Source organism: Lentzea sp. NEAU-D7 (assembly GCF_026242055.1).
GTDB lineage: Bacteria > Actinomycetota > Actinomycetes > Mycobacteriales > Pseudonocardiaceae > Lentzea.
Genome location: NZ_JAPJDL010000016.1, coordinates 145,292 through 161,997, shown reverse-complemented (window position 1 = coordinate 161,997; position 16,706 = coordinate 145,292). Strand labels below are relative to the sequence as shown.

Below are 16,706 nucleotides of genomic sequence, written 5' to 3'. Positions count from 1 at the left end.
GGCCGAGTTTTGTTTCCGGTTTCTTGGTTGCGGGCACTGATCCAGAGTAGTCAACACGCCGGAACCCACCCCTAGATCCGCACTCGAATCCCTCATGCGCCACACTTCGGAGCATCATGACTGCCTGGCTTGTGATCGTCGTTCCGATCGTGATCATGTTCTTCGCGCTCTTCATGGAGCGCGTCGAAGCGAAGCTCCGGCACGTAGCCGTGCAGGAGAACGAGGTCGAGGAGTTCCTGGAGTCCGCCAGGCCTGAAGAGGTCAAGGCGCTCTACGGACACGGCATCGGTCGCGCACTCGACATGTTCCGGCTCCGTCGTCGTGGCCGTGGTGGTGCGCGCAAGCGCGTCCGTTAGGACCCAGGGCCCTGCGTTGACCGGCACCCGAATGGCGTAGACTGGTTCGTTGGGCTCTGGATCGAGTCAGTCTTGTTCTGCCTAGCAAGACGGCGAGCCGAGCGGCGATCCACAAGAGAGCCCTTAGACTGCAACGCAGTGATCGGCGGCACGGCGCTGACTCCACCAAAGATGGTGGTAGGCGTGCCGTCGCGTCGATTAGGAGGGACGAGGTGGACGAGACCCTGGCGCGAGCGGGCATCTTCCAGGGGGTGGACCCGGCGGCCGCAGAGGCGCTGGCGACGACCCTGGAGACGGTGGAGTTCCCGCGTGGCCATGTGATCTTCGCGGAGGGTGAGCCGGGCGATCGCCTGTACATCATCCAGTCCGGCAAGGTGAAGATCGGCCGCAAGTCGCCGGACGGCCGCGAGAACCTGTTGGGGATCTTCGGGCCCTCCGACATGTTTGGCGAACTGTCCATTTTCGATCCCGGCCCCCGCACGTCGACTGCGACGACGGTGACCGAGGTGCGCGCGGTGTCCATGGACCGCCCCGCGCTCCGTCAGTGGATCACCAACCGGCCGGAGATCGCCGAGCAGCTGCTGAGGGCCCTGGCCCGCAGGCTGCGCAGGACGAACTCGATGCTGGCCGACCTGATCTTCACGGACGTGCCCGGCCGCGTCGCCAAGGCGCTGCTGCAGCTCGCACAGCGCTTCGGCTCGCAGGAAGCCGGCCTGCTCCGCGTCACGCACGACCTGACGCAGGAGGAGATCGCGCAGTTCGTCGGCGCGTCCCGCGAGACCGTGAACAAGGCTCTCGCCGACTTCGCGCACCGCGGCTGGCTGCGACTCGAAGGCAAGAGCGTGCTGATCCTGGACCCGGAGCGCCTCGCGCGCCGAGCCCGCTAGGTCAGAACGCGAACCAAGCACCAACGCCACGGAGCCCCGAGCAGTCAACGGGGCTCCGCTGCGTTGAGGCCCAAACGCGAGCCAGAACTCAACCAGCACCGCAGACACCACGAGCCCGCAACGGAACTCCGACCAGCACCGCAGGCACCGAGAGTCCACGACAGGCGCTCCGACCAGCACCATAGGCATCGCGAGCCCGCAACGGAACTCCGACCAGCACGACAGACATCGCGAACTCGCGGCAGGCACTCCGACGAGCACCGCAGGCATCGCGAATTCGCGGCGAGCGCTCCGACCAGCACCACGAGTCCGCGGCGGGCGCGCCCGACCAGGCGAGGAGTTTCGCGAGTTCGCGCTGGTCGTCCGTTCGCCTCTTCGTCTCGATTCGGCGAAGCCCAATCGGGGCGAAGCGGCGGGCGGACGGCCAGCTTCCCGGCGAACTCGCCCGGAGTCTGCGAAGCAGCGACCAAGAACAAAGGACCGGGCGCCACCCCCGACGTGGCGCACCGGTCCTTTGTGTTCGCGCGGCCCATCCCCCGACGAACCACGCCTTCCATCCTCTGGCGCGCAGGCCCCGACCCTCTGGCCAGAGGTTGGTCTTCGGTCGGCGAGTCAACTTTCGCACGTCAGCACCCCGACCGCTCAAGCCCTTTCACCCTCAAGGACCCCACGTGTGGCCGATTCGTTGCATGTTTCACCCGGTCATCCCATTCCCGTGACCCAATCGCAACCATCGTGACTCCGAGCACCCGATCTGGTACATCCGTACCAACTTTGGCATACTGGTACACATGTCCCACTCCGCCCGTCTCTCCGACTACCGCGCTGCCCTGACGACCCCCGGCATGCGCGGCCCCGTGGTCGCGTCTCTGCTCGCCCGCCTGCCCATCGCGATGGTCGGGCTCTCGCTGCTGCTCTACGTCGAGCGCGCGACGGGATCGTTCGCGGTCGCCGGCATGGTCTCGGCGGCGGCGCTGACGGGTGTGGCACTCGGCTCCGTCGTCCAGGGCCGGCTGATGGACCGCTTCGGCCCCACCCGCCCCCTGCTCTGGGTGACCGGGATGTTCGCCGTCTTCGTCACCGTCTCCGTGCTCGCCGTCGAGGCGGCCTCGTCGGTGTTCGTGCTGGTCCCGCTGGCCCTCGGCGTCGGCGCGACCGAGCCGATGGTGGGCTCGGCGTCGCGTGCGCTGTGGGAGCGGATGGTCCCGGCGGGCCCGACCCGGATGGCGGGTTACGCCTACGAGGCGATCAGCATGGAGGTCTTCTTCATCCTCGGACCGGGTCTCGCCGGTCTGCTGCTGGCCGCGCCGTGGGCGGGCACCGGTGTCGTCGTCGGCGCCGTGCTGATGGTCGTCGGCGCGCTGTGGTTCGCGTTCAACCCCGTCGTCCGCGCCTGGGGCCCGGTCGAGCAGGCGCCGCGTCCGTTGCTCGGCGCGTTCGCCTACCCCGGCATGCGCACGGTGGCGCTGGCCGCGCTCGGCTTCGGTGTGACCATCGGTTTCGTCGAGGTGGCCGTGCCGGCGTTCGCAAAGGCCGCGGGTCACGCCTCGATGGGTGGCCTGATGCTGTCGCTGTGGTCGATCAGCTCGGTGATCTTCGGCGTGCTCTACGGCATGCGCCCGTGGCCGCGCCCGATGCACCTGCGCCTGCCGGTGCTGCTGGGCGGCTTCGCGCTGCTGACGTTCCTGCTCTCGATCCCGGCGACCCTGATCGGTCTCGCGATCGCGCTGTTCCTGGTCGGCACGCTGATCACGCCGCAGTCGACCGCGCACTCCGCGGCGATCGAGCAGGTCACGCCGAACGGCATGGCCGCGGAGGCGTTCGGCTGGGTGATCACCTCGGTGACGGTCGGCCTCGCCATCGGGCAGGGCCTGTCCGGCCAGCTGATCGAGCACTTCGGCACGCGACCGGCGTTCGTCGCGGCGGGCGTCGCGGGACTGCTGATCGCACTGGCGGTCTGGCTGCTGCGCGGCACCGTGCAGCGCGGCGTGCCCGCCGAGGTGCCGGCCCGCTCCGACATGGAGCTCGCCTCGCGCTGATCGGTTCGCAGGAAGGCCGGCCCGGATCGGGCCAGCCTTTCGCGTTCGTCAGGCCACCGACCGCATCGGCACCACGAGGTAGGTGAGCTCGACGCCGTCCTCACCGGGCGGCGACGTCAGCACCGTCGAGCGCAGGCCGTCCTGGATCTTCAGCTCGATCCGGCGGCCGGCGAACGCCTTCAGCGCGTCCGCGAGGTAGCGGGCCTGGAACGTCTTGGTCAGCCGGTCGCCCTCGACCGTGGCCTTGACGAACTCCTCGGACTCGCCCTGCTGCGGGTCGCTGCCCTTGACCCTGACCTCCGAGTCCTCGACCTGGATGGTCACGGCCTGGTGCGGGCCGCCGTAGGGCGTGGCTCTGCGGACGGCGCGCGCCAGCGCGTCCGCGTCCACGAGCACCGTGCTGTCGATGACTGCCTCCAGGAGTCGGCGCGCCCGGTCGTCCGGGAACGGAGCGGCCAAGAGCGCGGTGGAGATCGAGTTGTTGCCCCAGGCGAGGCCGATGCGGTCCTCGTTCGCGTGCAGGGCGACCCTGTTCGTCGCCTGCCGAGCCGCCTCGACGATGGCCTTCGCAGGTACCAACAGGTCGAGTTGACCTTGTTGTTCCCACGGAAGTGTGGCGTAGGCCATGCGGTAGCGGTCCGTGGCCATGAAGTGCAGCTTGTGGGCGTCCGACTGGATCCGGATGCCGGTGAAGATCGGCAACGCGTCGTCCTTGCTCGCCGCGCCCGCCACCGCCGCGATGATCCTCAGCTTGGCCGCGTCGATGTGGCCCTGGAGCTCCGGCAGCGCCGGAACACCGGGATGGTGGGCGAGGTCGAGCAGCGGGAGCGCGAACCGCGACGTGGGTGTGCGGATGGCCAGCCGCTGCCCCTCGACCTTGAGCCTCACCTGCGGCTCGTCGAGCGCCTGCAGGGTCGCGGCCAGCGGCTTCGCCGGCACGAGCACCTCGCCCTCGGTGTGCACCGTCGCGTGGACGCTCAGGCGCACACCGTGCTCCTGGTCGCTGCCCGCGACCTCCACGTCCATGTCTGCCTTCAGGCGGAGCCCGGCCAGCACCGGGTCGAGCACGCGGGTCGGCAGCAGCCGTGCCACCTCGGCGGCGGCGCCGGCGAGCTCGGCTGTGGTGGCGGTGAGGTCCATGGTTCGAACGCTAGCGGGCACCCCTGACAATTTCGGGCGCCTCGGTTCCGGCTGGGATCTCAGGCGCCTGCCTTGCGGCGCGCCAGGTCGATGATCCGCTGCAGGTGCAGCCCCCGCCGCACGTCGCACTCGTGCACTGTGGTGCCGCTGTCCACCATCGCCACGAAGTCGTCGAGCAGGTTCGTGAAGCACTCCAGGGCGGGCGTGTCCCGGTTCGTCAGGGTGCGGTGGCCCTTGGTGCCGAAGACGGTGAAGTCCGCGAACGGCGGCTGCACCGGCAGCGAGAGGCACAGCGAGACGGTGCTGGTGGCGCCGCCGGCGTGCTGGAGGATCAGCTGCCACAGGCCTGTGTCCGTGACGTTCGCGGCCAGCACGTCGGTGATCTCGCCCAGGGCGGCGTCGAGCAGGTCGAACGCGTGCGGGCCCACGTCGTCCAGGGCGCCCTTGTCGTGGCGCCACGGGGAGTTCGAGAACGGGCCGTCGAGCAGCGCGCCGGAGATCCAGCGGCTGTCGGCGCCGGTCCAGCCACCGGTGCGGTGCAGCTGGGCCAGCATCTCCTTGGTCTCGGGGGCGTAGCGGCGGGTCAGCACGACCAGGGACGCGACACCCGCCTCCTCCACGGCCGCCACGAGGTCCGCCGCCACCTCGGCGGACTCCGCGATCGGCTTCTCCAGCACGAGGTGCTTGCCGGCCTTCGCCGCCTCGACCGCCATGGGGCCCTGCACGCCCGGCGGCACGCAGAACGCCACGGCGTCCACAGTGGACAGCATTGCGCTGTAGTCCTCGAACGGTTCCGCGCCAAGGGAACCGGCGAGCTCTCGCGCCGCTTCCGGGCGGCGCGCCCACACGCCGGTCAGCGTGGTGCCGGGGTGGTTCGCGATTCCGGGACCGTGGATCATCCGGGCCCACGGGCCCGCACCGACAAGTCCTACGCGCAGCTGTTCGTCCACTCGCACATCCTGCCTCAGGTGTAACTGGCCTTGGGGACGAAGATCTCGCCGCCGTTGCCGAACTTCAGGCGCACGCCGTCCTGGCCGGCCTCCCGCTTCGGCTCGTGACCCCAGCCGCCGGGCACCGTGACCACGTAGCCGCGGTCCGCCGACGGCCCGAGCCAGACCTCGTAGTGGTCGCCGCCGACGAGCCGTTCGACCCTCTTCACGTACATGCCCGGCGCGTCCGATGTCGGATCGACGCTGCTCACCGTCGTGGTGTCCGGCACGAACATCACCACGCCCGCCACCGCGGTGAGGCCTGTGCCCATCACCGCGCCCAGCAGGAACAACAGGACCTTCACCAGGCAGCCGGAGACGTTCGTCGCCATCACACCATCCTCGAGTAAGCGCGGTCGTACGCTCGGAGGATGCCCGACGACATGACCTTGCCGGGAAACCTGGTACCCGCTTCGCCGGTTTCCCAACCGGTCGAGCCCCGTGACGCCGTGACCGTGGTCCTGCTCCGAGACGGCGCCGAGGGCCTCGAGGCCTTCCTGCTGCGCCGTGTGAAGGGCATGGCGTTCGCGGGCGGCATGACCGTCTTCCCCGGTGGGGGCGTCGACCAACGCGACGCCGACACGTCCGTCGCGTGGACCGGTCCGCCGCCGGAGTGGTGGGGCGAGATCTTCGGCGTCGACGCGGCCACGGCCCGTGCGTTCGTGTGCGCGGCCGTGCGCGAGATGTTCGAGGAGTCCGGCGTGCTGCTCGCGGGCCCCGACGCCACCTCGGTCGTCGCGGACACGAAGGACTACGCGCGGGCGCGGCAGCAGCTGGTCGACCGCGAGCTGTCCCTCGCGCAGTTCCTGGCGGCCAACAACCTGGTCCTGCGCGCCGATCTCCTGCGGCCGTGGGCGAACTGGGTGACCCCGTACGAGGAGCCCCGCCGCTACGACACCCGCTTCTTCGTCGCAGCGCTGCCCTCGGGCCAGAAGGCCGACGGCGAGACGACCGAGGCCTCCGACGCGGCCTGGCAGACCCCCGCGGCCGCCATCCAGGACGCCGAGGAGGGCCGTCGCATGCTCATGCCGCCCACCTGGCGCACCCTCGACGAGGTGGGCGCTCTCGGCAGCGTCGAGAAGGTCATGGCCGAGGAGCGCAGTGTCGAGAAGATCATCCCCAAGCTGATCCGCGACGGCGACGTCATCCGGGTGGTGTTCCAGTGAGCGGCTCCCCGCTGATCGGCGCCCGCGCGCAGCACCCGCGGTACGGCGAGCTCCGCCAGGTCACCGAACACGCCGCCGTGCTGCTGGCCGACAACCCGTCCCCGATGACGCTCGACGGCACGAACACGTGGCTGCTCAAGGCCCCGGACGCGACGTCGTACGTGGTCGTCGACCCCGGCCCGCTCGACGACGTCCACCTCAGGCGCATCGCGGAGATCGGCCCGGTCGCCGAGGTCCTGCTGACCCACGGCCACCCCGACCACTCCGAGGGCGCACGGGAGTTCGCGGAACTCGTGAAGGCCCCGGTGCGCGCGCTCGACCCGACGTTCACCCACGGGTCGGAGGGCCTCACCGACGGCGACGTGATCACCAGTGCAGGCCTGGAGCTCCGCGTCCTGGGCACGCCCGGCCACACCAGCGACTCGCTGTGCTTCGTGATCGAGGGCGAGGCCGTGCTGACCGGCGACACCGTCCTCGGCCGCGGCACGACGATCGTCGCCCACCCGGACGGCAGGCTCGGCGACTACTTCGAGTCGCTCAAGCTCCTCGCCGAACTACCGGAGAACACCGCCGTCCTGCCCGGCCACGGCCCGGAGCTCGCCGACGCGGGCGAAGCGGCGCGGATGTACCTCGCCCACCGCACGCAACGCCTGGAGCAGGTCCGCAGGGCCGTCCAGGAGCTCGGCGGCGCGCCGACCCCGCGCCAGGTCGTCGAGGTCGTCTACGCGGACGTCGACAGGGTGCTGTGGCCCGCGGCCGAGTGGTCGGTGCGGGCCCAGCTGGAGTACCTGCGGACCGGTTACTGAGGCTGGTGGCCGTTGTTCGTGACCCCGAACGCCGACTGGCGCGACGAGGACCGGTCGATCTGCCAGCGGCCGCTGTCGGTGGCCGGGGAGCCGGTCTGCTCCCGCTGCGCCAGCTCCTCGTGCAGCTGCTGCAGCAGGGCCCGCTCGCGCTCGCTGAGGTTCGCGTCCACGGAGGACGGCTCGGCGGGCTCGGCGAGGGCGGCCTGCAGGGCCGCCAGCTCGTCGGGCTTGAGCTCGGTGGTGATCTCGGCCCGGTTGATCGGCACCGGCTCCGGGAGCGCCTCGATCTCCGGCTCCACGGAGGCCATCGGGATGCGCTTCACGGGCTTGGGCGGGAAGGGCTGCGAGCCCTCCACCACCGCCGGCGGTGTGGAACGTGTGCGTCGTGAGCCGGTCTCTTCCCGTTGCTCCGGCGCCGGTGTCGGCTCGGCCACCGGCGCCGGAGCCGGAAGCTCCTCGGCGGGCTGGTCGAACCAGGCTTGCTGCTGCTGGGAGACGTGGTCGGCCATCGGGGCCGGGGCACCGGAGAGCGGCACCGCGACGGACGACGTCACCGCGGCGGCGTGGTAGTCGCTGACCTGCACACCGGTCGTCAGGACCTCGACGGCGGCGCGGACGCCCGCCTTGCGCAGCACCGTGTCGACCCGGTAGGCGGTCGCGGGCGCGAAGCCCTGCGGACCGATGTCCACCAGCACCACGCGCTGCGGCAACGGGCCCGGCGTGGAACCCGTCGGCGACGAACGCCAGACGCACCGCACCGAGCGGACGTCCGGCAGCACCGACACCGCGCGGGCCAGGTCGGCCGCGATGTCCGAGGCCGGGTCGGTCTCGGAGGTGAAGCGGTGCCTGATGAACGGCAGCATCTCGACCACCGGCAGGCGGTCGGTCAGCGACGCGTCCGAGCGGACCTCGTGGAGGATCCACGTGATGGCGGCGCGCTCGTCCGGCAGCACGGGGATGCTGCCCGCGACGAGCGTGCCGACGAGCAGCTCGATCGATCGGTCCAGTTCTCCGACCGCGAGGAACTCGCGGGCCTGCGACAGAGCGGCGTCGTCCACGCGCCCGGCCATCGACAGCAGGAGATCGTGGAGACGGACCGGCAGGCCGACACCGTCGTTCGTCACGTCAACTCTCCTTAGCTGAGCACCAGGTGCTCATCGGACTCGGCGCCGGCGCACACCAGCTCGGATGCGGCCAACGCCGCCCGGTGATAGGGCGGAAGGTCCATTCCGGACGACATGACCTCGACGCACGGGTCGTGCTCGCCCAACGCCCGCAGAACGCGCTGCAGCTCACCGGTCAGCCGGGCGTGGCCGGTCGTGGCCGCCACCAGCAGGACGCGGTTGATCCCGGAGGGACCGATGCGCCAGCAGGAGCGAACCTCACCGACCCCGTGCCGGCCTCGCAGCGTGGCACCGAGAACGACGGTCGCGGAATCCCCCATCGGCACCCGATCGGGTGATTCCGGGGAAAAGGTGTAGTCGGTGGCGGGCAGTTCGTCCAGTCCTTTGACCGAACTGAGGGCACCGGGTTCCGCCCCGTAGGGCACCAGCGCGTCCTGCAAAAGGCGGAGCTCGTGATCGGTCAGAGGGATGCGTCCGTGCAGAAGGGTGCGCGGCAGCGACCGCGCGAGCACCGCGTACGCATCCGACGCGGCCCAGTCCCGGTACCGCCACAGCAGGTCGTCCGGGAGGCGCCCGGCGAGCCGCAGCAGCAGTTCGTGGCACGTGTCCGACATGTCACACCCTTCAGCAGAACCCGTAACTCGAACCGGGAACTCAGACCTCGACGATCAGTTCGATCTCCACCGGAGCGCCGATCGGCAGCTCGGCCACGCCCACGGCGGACCGGGCGTGCTTGCCCTCGTCACCGAAGATCTCGCCGAGCAGCTCGGAGGCGCCGTTGATGACACCCGGCTGACCGGTGAAGCCCTCGGCGGAGGCCACGAACCCGACAACTTTCACGACTCGCTTGATCGAGTCAATCCCCACGAGCGCGTGCACGGCCGCGAGAGCGTTGAGGATGCACGTCGCGGAGTACTGCTTGGCCTCCTCCGGGGAGACCTCGGCGCCGACCTTGCCGGTGGCCGGCAGCTTGCCGTCGACGAACGGCAGCTGGCCGGAGGTGAACACCCACGAGCCGCTCTGCGTGGCGGGCACGTAGGCGGCGAGCGGGGCGGCGACGCCGGGAAGCTCGATGCCGAGCTCCTTCAGGCGGTTGCTCCAGGTGCTCACGGCTTCACCCGCTTCAGGTACGCGACGTGCTGCTCACCGGTCGGATTCGTCAGCACGGTGACCAGCTCCCAGCCGTCCTCGCCCCACTGGTCGAGGATCTGCTTCGTGGCGTGGATCAACAACGGCACGGTCGCGTACTCCCACTTCGTCATGCGGGGAGCCTAACTTGCCACCCGAGCGGGGCCTGCGCGGTCGGCGCGGTTGGAGCTACCTTGATCACATGGAGACCTGGCGGATCATCGCCACCGGCCTGTTCGCGGTCGGCGGGCTGGTGATGGTGCTCGTCGCCATGGCCCAGGTGCGTGACCGCAAGCACAGCCAGCGCGTCGCCGTCGTCCAGGCCGGGCTGATCGGACTGGTGGTCGTGGTCGTCATCACGGCCAGCATCGCGCTGTGGCTGCCGTCGGTCGTGGCCTGGGCCTTGGTCGCCGCCACCGCCATGGCCGTTCTCTTCCTCACCATGGTGGATTGACCGACCAGTCCACCTCCGACCGATTTCACACATAGTCTGGACGTGTGACGTCGTGGACCGAGGAGCTGACCCGAGCCCGTCTGCACGTGGTCTCCGGCAAGGGCGGCACGGGCAAGACGACGGTGGCGGCCGCGCTGGCGCTGGCCCTGGCCACCGGCGGGCGCCGGGTGCTGCTGGTCGAGGTCGAGGGCAGGCAGGGCATCGCCCAGCTCTTCGACCGGGCCCCGCTGCCCTACTCCGAGGAACGGATCGCGTCCGCGCCGGGCGGCGGTGAGGTGCACGCGCTCGCGGTCGACGCGGAGGCCGCGCTCCTCGAGTACCTGGCGATGTTCTACAACCTCGGCTTCGCGGGCCGCACGCTGCGCAAGATGGGCGCGATCGAGTTCGCGACCACGCTCGCCCCCGGCCTGCGCGACGTCCTGCTGACCGGCAAGGTCAAGGAGTGCGTGAACCGCACCGGGCCGGACGGCCGCCACCTCTACGACGCCGTCGTGCTGGACGCGCCGCCCACCGGGCGCGTGGTCAAGTTCCTCGACGTCACCAAGGCCATGGCCGACCTCGCCAAGGTCGGGCCGATCAAGGGGCAGAGCGAGGGCGTCGTGCGGCTGCTGCACTCCGGCGACACGGCGGTGCACCTGGTGGCGCTGCTGGAGGAGATGCCGGTGCGCGAGACCCTGGACGCCGTCGCCGAGCTGGACGGCGCCGACCTGCGGCCGGGCGCGGTGCTCGTGAACCGGGTCCAGCCGGCCCGGCTGCCCGCGCGGTCGCTGCCGGTCGCCGCCGAGGGCAGGCTCGACGAGGCACGGGTGCGGGCGGGGCTGGAGTCCGCCGGGCTCGCCCTCGACGAGTTCACGCTCGAAGGTTTGGTCGACGAGACCGTGGAGCACGCCATCCGGGTGCAGTCACAACAAGAGGCCAAGGAACTGCTCGGCGAGTCGGACCTGCCGACGCTGGAGCTGCCGGACCTGACGGACGGGGTGGACGTGGCCGCGCTCTACGAGCTGGCCGAGGCGCTGGTCGCGGCAGGAGTCCGATGAACAAGCTCGAGTTCGACCCGCTGCTCGACGACCTGGGGACGCGCGTCCTCGTGTGCTGCGGCTCCGGCGGCGTGGGCAAGACGACGACGGCGGCGGCGCTGGCGCTGCGCGCGGCCGAACGCGGCAGGCGCGTGGTCGTGCTGACGATCGACCCGGCACGGCGCCTGGCGCAGTCGCTGGGCCTGCGGGAGCTGGACAACCACCCGCGCGAGGTCGTCGTGGAGGGCTTCGAGCCCAAGGGCGAGCTGTTCGCGATGATGCTCGACATGCGTCGCACGTTCGACGACATGGTGCTGACGCACGCGGGCCGCGACCGGGCCGACCAGATCCTGTCGAACCCCTTCTACCAGACCATCTCCTCGTCGTTCTCCGGCACGCAGGAGTACATGGCGATGGAGAAGCTGGGCCAGCTGGTGGCGCAGGACGAGTGGGACCTGATCATCGTCGACACCCCGCCGAGCCGGTCGGCGCTCGACTTCCTGGACGCCCCGCAGCGGTTGTCGACGGTGCTCGACGGCAGGTTCATCCGGATGCTCTCGGCTCCGGCGCGGGCGAGCGGCCGCGGCCTGCTCAAGATCGTTGGAACCGGTTTCAGCCTTTTCACGCGGGCCGTGTCGACGATCGTCGGTGGCCAGCTGCTGCAGGACGCGTCAACTTTTGTTCAGGCTTTCGACAGCATGTTCGGAGGATTCCGCGAGCGCGCCCAGCGCACGTACGAACTGCTCCGCTCGCCCGGCACCGGTTTCGTCGTGGTGGCGGCGGCGGAGCCGGACGCGTTGCGCGAAGCGAGCTATTTCGTGGAGCGGCTCAGCGCCGAGAACATGCCGTTGTGCGGACTCGTCGCGAACAGGACGCATCCCGTGCTCGCGACCGACCTGCCCGCGGCGAAGGCGGTCGCGGCGGCGGACGACCTCGACCGCTCCGGTGACGCGCCGCTCGCCGCGGCAGTGCTCCGGCTGCACGCGGACCGGGTGGCAGTCGCCGATCGTGAGAAGCGGCTGCTGGCCCGGTTCACGCGTGCCCACCCCGGCGTTGCGCTGGTCGGCGTGCCCGCATTGCCTGCTGACGTGCACGACCTCGACGGCCTGCGGGAGATAGGTCGTCGACTCGCCGGCGAGTAGACGCCCGCTGCGCCTAGCCGACCCTCGTGTCCTCGACGTGTTCCTGACGTGCGTTGTCGAGAAGCTCGAGCCACGAGTCGACGTCCGGACGGCGGCGCAGCAGAGCACGGCGTTCGCGCTCGGTCATGCCTCCCCAGACCCCGAACTCGATCTTGTTGTCCAGCGCTTCGGCCAGGCATTCCATGCGCACCGGGCAACCCAGGCACACGAGCTTCGCCTTGCGCTGCTCCGCACCTCGGACGAAGAGCTGATCCGGCTCTTCGTCACGGCACGAAGCGTTGATACGCCAATCCCCCTGGTTCATATCCCCCACTCCTCAGTGCTGTCCAAATGTGGAAATCCGCCACACCCCTGCCACGGATGCCGTAGCGTTCGAGCTACGGCTGCTTTCCTTGGACGTTGACGGACTGTAGTGCCGTTCGGTTCCCTGTCCAAGCCTGGGTCACCCGACTGTTACCTGTCTTGCGTATGTCTACTCATGCTGAGTAACGGCACTTACTGATCACCTTCACCCGTTCGTGTACGGCGTACGCTGGCCCGCGTGCGAGTCAGGAATGGCGTGCTCAAGATGCTCGGCCTGTGCCTGCTGGCTGGGGTTCTCCTCGCCGGCATGCTGTTCCCAGTCGTGGGCGCGACAGGTCTCGTCTCGAACAGGGCCAGCGACACCGTGGACAGCATCTCGGCCGACCTGGTGACGACGGATCCCCCGTTGATCACCACGGTCACGGACAAGGACGGGGCCCCGATCGCCTACCTGTTCGACCAGTACAGAGTGCTGACGCCTCCCGAGAAGATCTCGCCGACCATGAAGGCCGCGCTGATCTCGGTCGAGGACCGCCGGTTCTACGAGCACCAGGGCGTCGACTGGAAGGGCACGATCCGCGCCGGCCTGACGAACCAGGTCAGCGGCTCGGTCTCGCAGGGCGCGTCCACGCTGACCCAGCAGTACGTCAAGAACTACCTGGTCCACGTCGTGGCGCGGAACAACAAGCTGGAGCAGGCCAAGGCCCAGGAGCAGACCATCGCGCGCAAGATGCGCGAGGCCCGGATCTCGCTGCAGCTGGAGCGCAAGCTCGGCAAGGAGGAGATCCTCGCCCGGTACCTGAACGTCGTTCCTTTTGGTTCGACCATTTACGGCATCGCGGCGGCGGCCCAGGCTTACTTCAACACGACTCCCGACAAGTTGACGGTTCCACAAGCCGCGATGCTCGCCGGAATGGTGAACAGTCCGTCAGCACTCGACCCCGAAGCGTATCCGGACAAAGCTTTGGACCGGCGCAACAAAGTGATCGACAGGATGGTCGAGAACGACAAGTTGTCGCGCGACGCGGGTGAGGCGGCGAAGAAGGAAGGCCTGGGTCTCGCCACTCCGGTGCGCACCCCGCCGAACGGTTGTGTCGGCGCCGGTCCGGAAAACGGCTTCTTCTGCTCGTACGTCGTGAACTACTTGCAGCGCGCGGGTTTCAGCGAGGAACAGCTGCGCACCGGCGGCTACACCATTCAGACCACTTTGGACCGAGCAGCCACGTCGCAGGCGAAGGCCGCGGCGGAGGCCGGCGTCCCCAAGACCACCGAGGGCATCGCCAACACGATGGCCATCGTGAAGCCCGGCAAGGACCGCCACGAAGTGCTCGCGCTGGTCGCCAACCGCGACTACGGCCTGAAGTCCGACCTGCGCCAGACCACGTACGACCTGCCCAGCGGCGTGGAGAACAAGTTCGGCGCAGGCTCGATCTACAAGGTCTTCACGGCCGCGGCGGCGCTGGAGAAGGGCCTCGGCATCGAGAACGTCATCCCGACGCCGACCTCGCACGTCTCCAGGGTCTTCAAGGGTGGCGCCCAGCGCTGCCCGAGCACCGGTGAGCCCGGCACCCGCTGGTACTGCCTGTCGAACTTCGACTCGAAGTACCCGTCCTCGATGACGCTGCAGCAGGCCCTCGCGACGTCGCCGAACACCGGCTTCGTGATCCTCGAGGAGCAGACGGGCATGGACCCGGTCGTCGACATGGCCTCGCGCCTGGGCATGCGCGAGACGATGGCGACGAACCTGCAGGGCACCAGGCCCGACCCGAAGGCCAAGGACAAACAGAACCGCATCTCGCAGACGGAGTTCTACAAGCAGAACGGCGGCAACGCGTCGTTCACGCTCTCGCCGGCGCCGGTGTCCACCCTGGAGCTCGCGAACGTCGCCGCGACCATCGTGAGCGGCGGCAAGTGGTGCCCGCCCACGCCGATCGCGAAGGTGCTGGACCGCAACGGCAAGACCGTCCCCGTCAACGAGGCCCCGTGCGAGCAGGTCGTCGCCGAGGGTCTCGCGAACGGCCTCGCGGTGGGCATGAGCAAGGACGACACCGGCAACGGCACCGCCGCGGCCGCCGCCCGCGCCGCCAAGTGGTCCCGCCCGATGATCGCCAAGACTGGCACCACCGAGGAGTACAAGTCGGCCGCGTTCATCGGCGCGACCCCGGACTTCGCGGGCGCCGTGCAGACGTTCAACGACGGCACCAACCCGCGTCCGATCTGCATCGGCGCCGCACCGCGGTTGTGCGGCAACGGCAACATCTTCGGCGGCACGATCCCCGCCAAGACGTGGTTCGAGACGATGACGAAGGTGCACGGCTCGATCCCGGCCTCGCCGCTGCCGCAGGTGGAGCAGCGCTACCTCAAGGGCGGCCGCGAGATCCAGATCCCCGACGTCGTGGGCAAGCAGATCAACGACGCCACGCGGATCCTGGACCAGGCCGGCTACAAGGTGAGCCAGCAGTCGGTCAACTCCGAGCAGCCGAAGGGCACGGTCGTCAGCCAGACGCCGCGCGGCAACGCGTTGCGCGGCACGGTGATCACGCTGTCGGTGAGCTCGGGGTACGTGCCACCGCCGGTGGCCACGGAGCCGTCGCAGCCGCCGCCCAGCCCCGGCAACCCGAACGAGCCACCACCGATCACGCTGCCGACCGAACCGGGCAGGTAGCTCTCAGCCGAGCAGCTGCTTGAGCTGCTCGACGCTCACGTCGACGTGGGCCCGGATCTCGGCGACCGCCCTGTCGTGGTCGCCGAGCAGGAGCGCGTCGAGGATGACCCGGTGCTGCGCCACGACCTCCTCCGGCGTCTCGGACTTCGAGAGCACCGTGAGGTAGAAGCGCAGCTCCTCGGTCAGCGAGGTGAAGAACTCGTCCAGCCTCGTGCTGTCGAGCAGCGCCACGATCGCCTGGTGGAACGCGAGGTCTCGATCGACGATCCTGCTCGTATCGCCTTCGGCGGCGGCCTCGGTGAGCTCGTCGAACGCCCTGGTGATCGCGTCGAGCTGCTCGGGACGCGGCGTGCGGAGCGCCGCCGCCGTCTCAAGGCGTTCGCGGGCGGTGTAGAGCGCCTCGATCTTCTCCGGGGTCGGGGCGATGACGACCGCGCCCCGGTTGACCTCGTAGCGCACCAGACCGGTCAGCTCCAGGATGCGGACGGCCTCGCGGATGGTGTTGCGCGCGACGCCCAGCTCGGCCGCGATCGCGCTCTCCCTGAGCCTGTCACCAGGGCCGAAGGCGCCGGCCATGATCCGTTCGGAGAGGCCGTCGGCGAGCTGCTGGGCCGTGGTGGTGCGGCGCACCTCAAGGCCGTCCAGGGCTGACATGTAGCCAGTCTAACCAGTTGCCCTACAGTTGAACTGTACTACAGTTGAGCGTCATGGACCTGACGACGTTCAAGGCGCTCAGCTTCGACTGCTACGGCACGCTCATCGACTGGGAGGCCGGGCTCATCGCGGTGCTCTCGCCGTGGGCGCGGGAACAAGGGCTCTCGCTGTCCGACGAGGAGCTGCTGCTCGCGTACGCCTCGGCCGAGGCCGAGGTGGGGACGGCCGAGTTCGCGCTGTACCCGGACGTGCTGGCCGCGGCGTTCCGGCAGGCCGGTGCCGACCTGGGACGCGAGGTGAGTGACGAGTGGGCGTGGCGGCTGGGCTCGTCCGTGCCCGACTGGCCGGCGTTCCCGGACTCGGCGGACGCGCTGGCACGCCTGGCTTCCCACTACAAGTTGATCATTCTGTCCAACGTGCACCGCGAGGGGTTCGCCGGGAGCAACCGGCAGCTGCGCGGGGACTTCGCGGCGATCATCACCGCGGAGGACGTCGGCGCGTACAAGCCCGCCGAGAACCACTTCCGCGCACTCGACACCACGCTCGGCTCGTTGGGGATCGAGCGTTCGGAACTGCTGCACGTGGCACAGAGCCTGTTCCACGACCACGTGCCAGCCAAGCGCGAGGGGCTGCGGTCCGTGTGGATCAACCGGCGGCACGACCGGCCCGGCTGGGGCGCGACGCCGAAGCCGGCCGAGGACTTCAGCTACGACCTGGAGTTCGGGTCGATGGGCGAGTTCGCGGACGCGGTCGACAAGGCCTTCTGAGTCGGGGTGGGGCGGCCGGCGCGCGCCCGCCGGGCCCCGCCAGGAGGCGGGACTGCTCGGCGGTAAACCC

Annotated in this window: 19 protein-coding genes; 10 read left to right on the top strand and 9 right to left on the bottom strand. The window is 69.7% G+C overall.

Features of this window, described 5'->3' with window-relative positions:
* Window positions 1-116: 116 nt before the first annotated feature.
* From ORI60_RS29225 to ORI60_RS29215, 3 genes are all read left to right on the top strand, one after another.
* Window positions 117-356 carry a hypothetical protein gene (locus ORI60_RS29225; protein ID WP_030477588.1) on the top strand — a complete coding sequence of 80 codons (240 nt, stop codon included), beginning with the start codon at window positions 117-119 and terminating at the stop codon, window positions 354-356.
* 212 nt (window positions 357-568) lie between these two features.
* Entirely contained in the window at window positions 569-1,243 is a 675-nt protein-coding gene (locus ORI60_RS29220; protein ID WP_030477589.1) for a Crp/Fnr family transcriptional regulator, read from the top strand.
* 791 nt (window positions 1,244-2,034) lie between these two features.
* The gene (locus tag ORI60_RS29215) at window positions 2,035-3,282 is read left to right on the top strand and encodes an MFS transporter (protein WP_266041210.1); all 1,248 of its coding nucleotides are present in this window, start codon (window positions 2,035-2,037) and stop codon (window positions 3,280-3,282) included.
* Between the two features lie 48 nt (window positions 3,283-3,330).
* On the opposite strand, the gene dnaN is transcribed toward ORI60_RS29215, so the two are convergent.
* The 3 genes from dnaN to ORI60_RS29200 are packed head-to-tail and all read right to left on the bottom strand — an operon-like array spanning window position 3,331 to window position 5,743.
* On the bottom strand, window positions 3,331-4,422 hold the full coding sequence (gene dnaN, locus ORI60_RS29210) for a DNA polymerase III subunit beta (protein ID WP_266041209.1): 1,092 nt from the start codon (window positions 4,420-4,422) through the stop codon (window positions 3,331-3,333).
* A 59-nt stretch (window positions 4,423-4,481) separates the two neighbouring features.
* On the bottom strand, window positions 4,482-5,372 hold the full coding sequence (locus tag ORI60_RS29205; protein ID WP_266041208.1) for a Gfo/Idh/MocA family protein: 891 nt from the start codon (window positions 5,370-5,372) through the stop codon (window positions 4,482-4,484).
* A 14-nt stretch (window positions 5,373-5,386) separates the two neighbouring features.
* Window positions 5,387-5,743, bottom strand: coding sequence for a hypothetical protein (locus ORI60_RS29200; RefSeq protein WP_266041207.1), 357 nt, complete (start codon window positions 5,741-5,743; stop codon window positions 5,387-5,389).
* A 39-nt stretch (window positions 5,744-5,782) separates the two neighbouring features.
* On the opposite strand from ORI60_RS29200, the gene ORI60_RS29195 reads away from it, so the two are divergent.
* On the top strand, window positions 5,783-6,577 hold the full coding sequence (locus tag ORI60_RS29195; protein ID WP_416234504.1) for an NUDIX hydrolase: 795 nt from the start codon (window positions 5,783-5,785) through the stop codon (window positions 6,575-6,577).
* Window positions 6,574-7,383: an MBL fold metallo-hydrolase gene (locus ORI60_RS29190; RefSeq protein WP_266041206.1), complete on the top strand. Its 810-nt coding sequence runs from the start codon at window positions 6,574-6,576 to the stop codon at window positions 7,381-7,383. The genes ORI60_RS29195 and ORI60_RS29190 overlap by 4 nt, the downstream gene beginning before the upstream one ends.
* Here the strand turns inward: ORI60_RS29190 and ORI60_RS29185 are convergent.
* The 4 genes from ORI60_RS29185 to ORI60_RS29170 are packed head-to-tail and all read right to left on the bottom strand — an operon-like array spanning window position 7,377 to window position 9,769.
* Entirely contained in the window at window positions 7,377-8,507 is a 1,131-nt protein-coding gene (locus tag ORI60_RS29185; protein ID WP_266041205.1) for a hypothetical protein, read from the bottom strand. The two genes, ORI60_RS29190 and ORI60_RS29185, sit on opposite strands and share 7 nt — an antisense overlap.
* A gap of 11 nt (window positions 8,508-8,518) precedes the next feature.
* On the bottom strand, window positions 8,519-9,121 hold the full coding sequence (locus ORI60_RS29180) for a hypothetical protein (protein WP_266041204.1): 603 nt from the start codon (window positions 9,119-9,121) through the stop codon (window positions 8,519-8,521).
* Between the two features lie 40 nt (window positions 9,122-9,161).
* Window positions 9,162-9,617 carry a RidA family protein gene (locus tag ORI60_RS29175; RefSeq protein WP_266041203.1) on the bottom strand — a complete coding sequence of 152 codons (456 nt, stop codon included), beginning with the start codon at window positions 9,615-9,617 and terminating at the stop codon, window positions 9,162-9,164.
* Entirely contained in the window at window positions 9,614-9,769 is a 156-nt protein-coding gene (locus ORI60_RS29170; RefSeq protein ID WP_266041202.1) for a DUF4177 domain-containing protein, read from the bottom strand. Before ORI60_RS29170 ends, ORI60_RS29175 begins: the two co-directional genes overlap by 4 nt.
* A gap of 68 nt (window positions 9,770-9,837) precedes the next feature.
* Here ORI60_RS29170 and ORI60_RS29165 point away from each other — a divergent pair, with 68 nt between their 5' ends.
* Genes ORI60_RS29165 through ORI60_RS29155 form a run of 3 tightly spaced genes read left to right on the top strand, consistent with a single transcriptional unit; the run spans window position 9,838 to window position 12,247 of the window.
* On the top strand, window positions 9,838-10,089 hold the full coding sequence (locus ORI60_RS29165) for a hypothetical protein (protein WP_090007501.1): 252 nt from the start codon (window positions 9,838-9,840) through the stop codon (window positions 10,087-10,089).
* 44 nt (window positions 10,090-10,133) lie between these two features.
* On the top strand, window positions 10,134-11,126 hold the full coding sequence (locus ORI60_RS29160; protein ID WP_266041201.1) for an ArsA-related P-loop ATPase: 993 nt from the start codon (window positions 10,134-10,136) through the stop codon (window positions 11,124-11,126).
* A complete protein-coding gene (locus ORI60_RS29155) occupies window positions 11,123-12,247 on the top strand; it encodes an ArsA family ATPase (protein ID WP_266041200.1) in 1,125 nt (374 codons plus the stop codon). Before ORI60_RS29160 ends, ORI60_RS29155 begins: the two co-directional genes overlap by 4 nt.
* Window positions 12,248-12,260: 13 nt before the next feature.
* Here the strand turns inward: ORI60_RS29155 and ORI60_RS29150 are convergent, their stop codons facing one another.
* Complete coding sequence (locus ORI60_RS29150; RefSeq protein ID WP_266041199.1) at window positions 12,261-12,551, bottom strand: WhiB family transcriptional regulator; 291 nt, start codon at window positions 12,549-12,551, stop codon at window positions 12,261-12,263.
* Window positions 12,552-12,788: 237 nt separating this feature from the next.
* Between ORI60_RS29150 and ORI60_RS29145 the strand changes: the two genes are divergently transcribed.
* Complete coding sequence (locus tag ORI60_RS29145) at window positions 12,789-15,215, top strand: transglycosylase domain-containing protein (protein WP_266041198.1); 2,427 nt, start codon at window positions 12,789-12,791, stop codon at window positions 15,213-15,215.
* 3 nt (window positions 15,216-15,218) lie between these two features.
* Here ORI60_RS29145 and ORI60_RS29140 read toward each other — a convergent pair whose 3' ends face one another.
* Window positions 15,219-15,869: a GntR family transcriptional regulator gene (locus ORI60_RS29140; protein WP_266041197.1), complete on the bottom strand. Its 651-nt coding sequence runs from the start codon at window positions 15,867-15,869 to the stop codon at window positions 15,219-15,221.
* 53 nt (window positions 15,870-15,922) lie between these two features.
* On the opposite strand from ORI60_RS29140, the gene ORI60_RS29135 reads away from it, so the two are divergent.
* Window positions 15,923-16,636, top strand: a complete 714-nt coding sequence (locus tag ORI60_RS29135; RefSeq protein WP_266041196.1) for a haloacid dehalogenase type II — start codon at window positions 15,923-15,925, stop codon at window positions 16,634-16,636.
* Window positions 16,637-16,706 lie beyond the last annotated feature (70 nt).

Coding starts and splice junctions, on each gene's coding strand:
- ORI60_RS29225 (WP_030477588.1), top strand. CDS start 117: ATGACTGCCTGGCTTGTGATCGTCGTTCCGATCGTGATCATGTTCTTC.
- ORI60_RS29215 (WP_266041210.1), top strand. CDS start 2,035: ATGTCCCACTCCGCCCGTCTCTCCGACTACCGCGCTGCCCTGACGACC.
- dnaN (WP_266041209.1), bottom strand. CDS start 4,422: ATGGACCTCACCGCCACCACAGCCGAGCTCGCCGGCGCCGCCGCCGAG.
- ORI60_RS29200 (WP_266041207.1), bottom strand. CDS start 5,743: ATGGCGACGAACGTCTCCGGCTGCCTGGTGAAGGTCCTGTTGTTCCTG.
- ORI60_RS29195 (WP_416234504.1), top strand. CDS start 5,783: ATGCCCGACGACATGACCTTGCCGGGAAACCTGGTACCCGCTTCGCCG.
- ORI60_RS29180 (WP_266041204.1), bottom strand. CDS start 9,121: ATGTCGGACACGTGCCACGAACTGCTGCTGCGGCTCGCCGGGCGCCTC.
- ORI60_RS29170 (WP_266041202.1), bottom strand. CDS start 9,769: ATGACGAAGTGGGAGTACGCGACCGTGCCGTTGTTGATCCACGCCACG.
- ORI60_RS29165 (WP_090007501.1), top strand. CDS start 9,838: ATGGAGACCTGGCGGATCATCGCCACCGGCCTGTTCGCGGTCGGCGGG.
- ORI60_RS29155 (WP_266041200.1), top strand. CDS start 11,123: ATGAACAAGCTCGAGTTCGACCCGCTGCTCGACGACCTGGGGACGCGC.
- ORI60_RS29150 (WP_266041199.1), bottom strand. CDS start 12,551: ATGAACCAGGGGGATTGGCGTATCAACGCTTCGTGCCGTGACGAAGAG.
- ORI60_RS29140 (WP_266041197.1), bottom strand. CDS start 15,869: ATGTCAGCCCTGGACGGCCTTGAGGTGCGCCGCACCACCACGGCCCAG.
- ORI60_RS29135 (WP_266041196.1), top strand. CDS start 15,923: ATGGACCTGACGACGTTCAAGGCGCTCAGCTTCGACTGCTACGGCACG.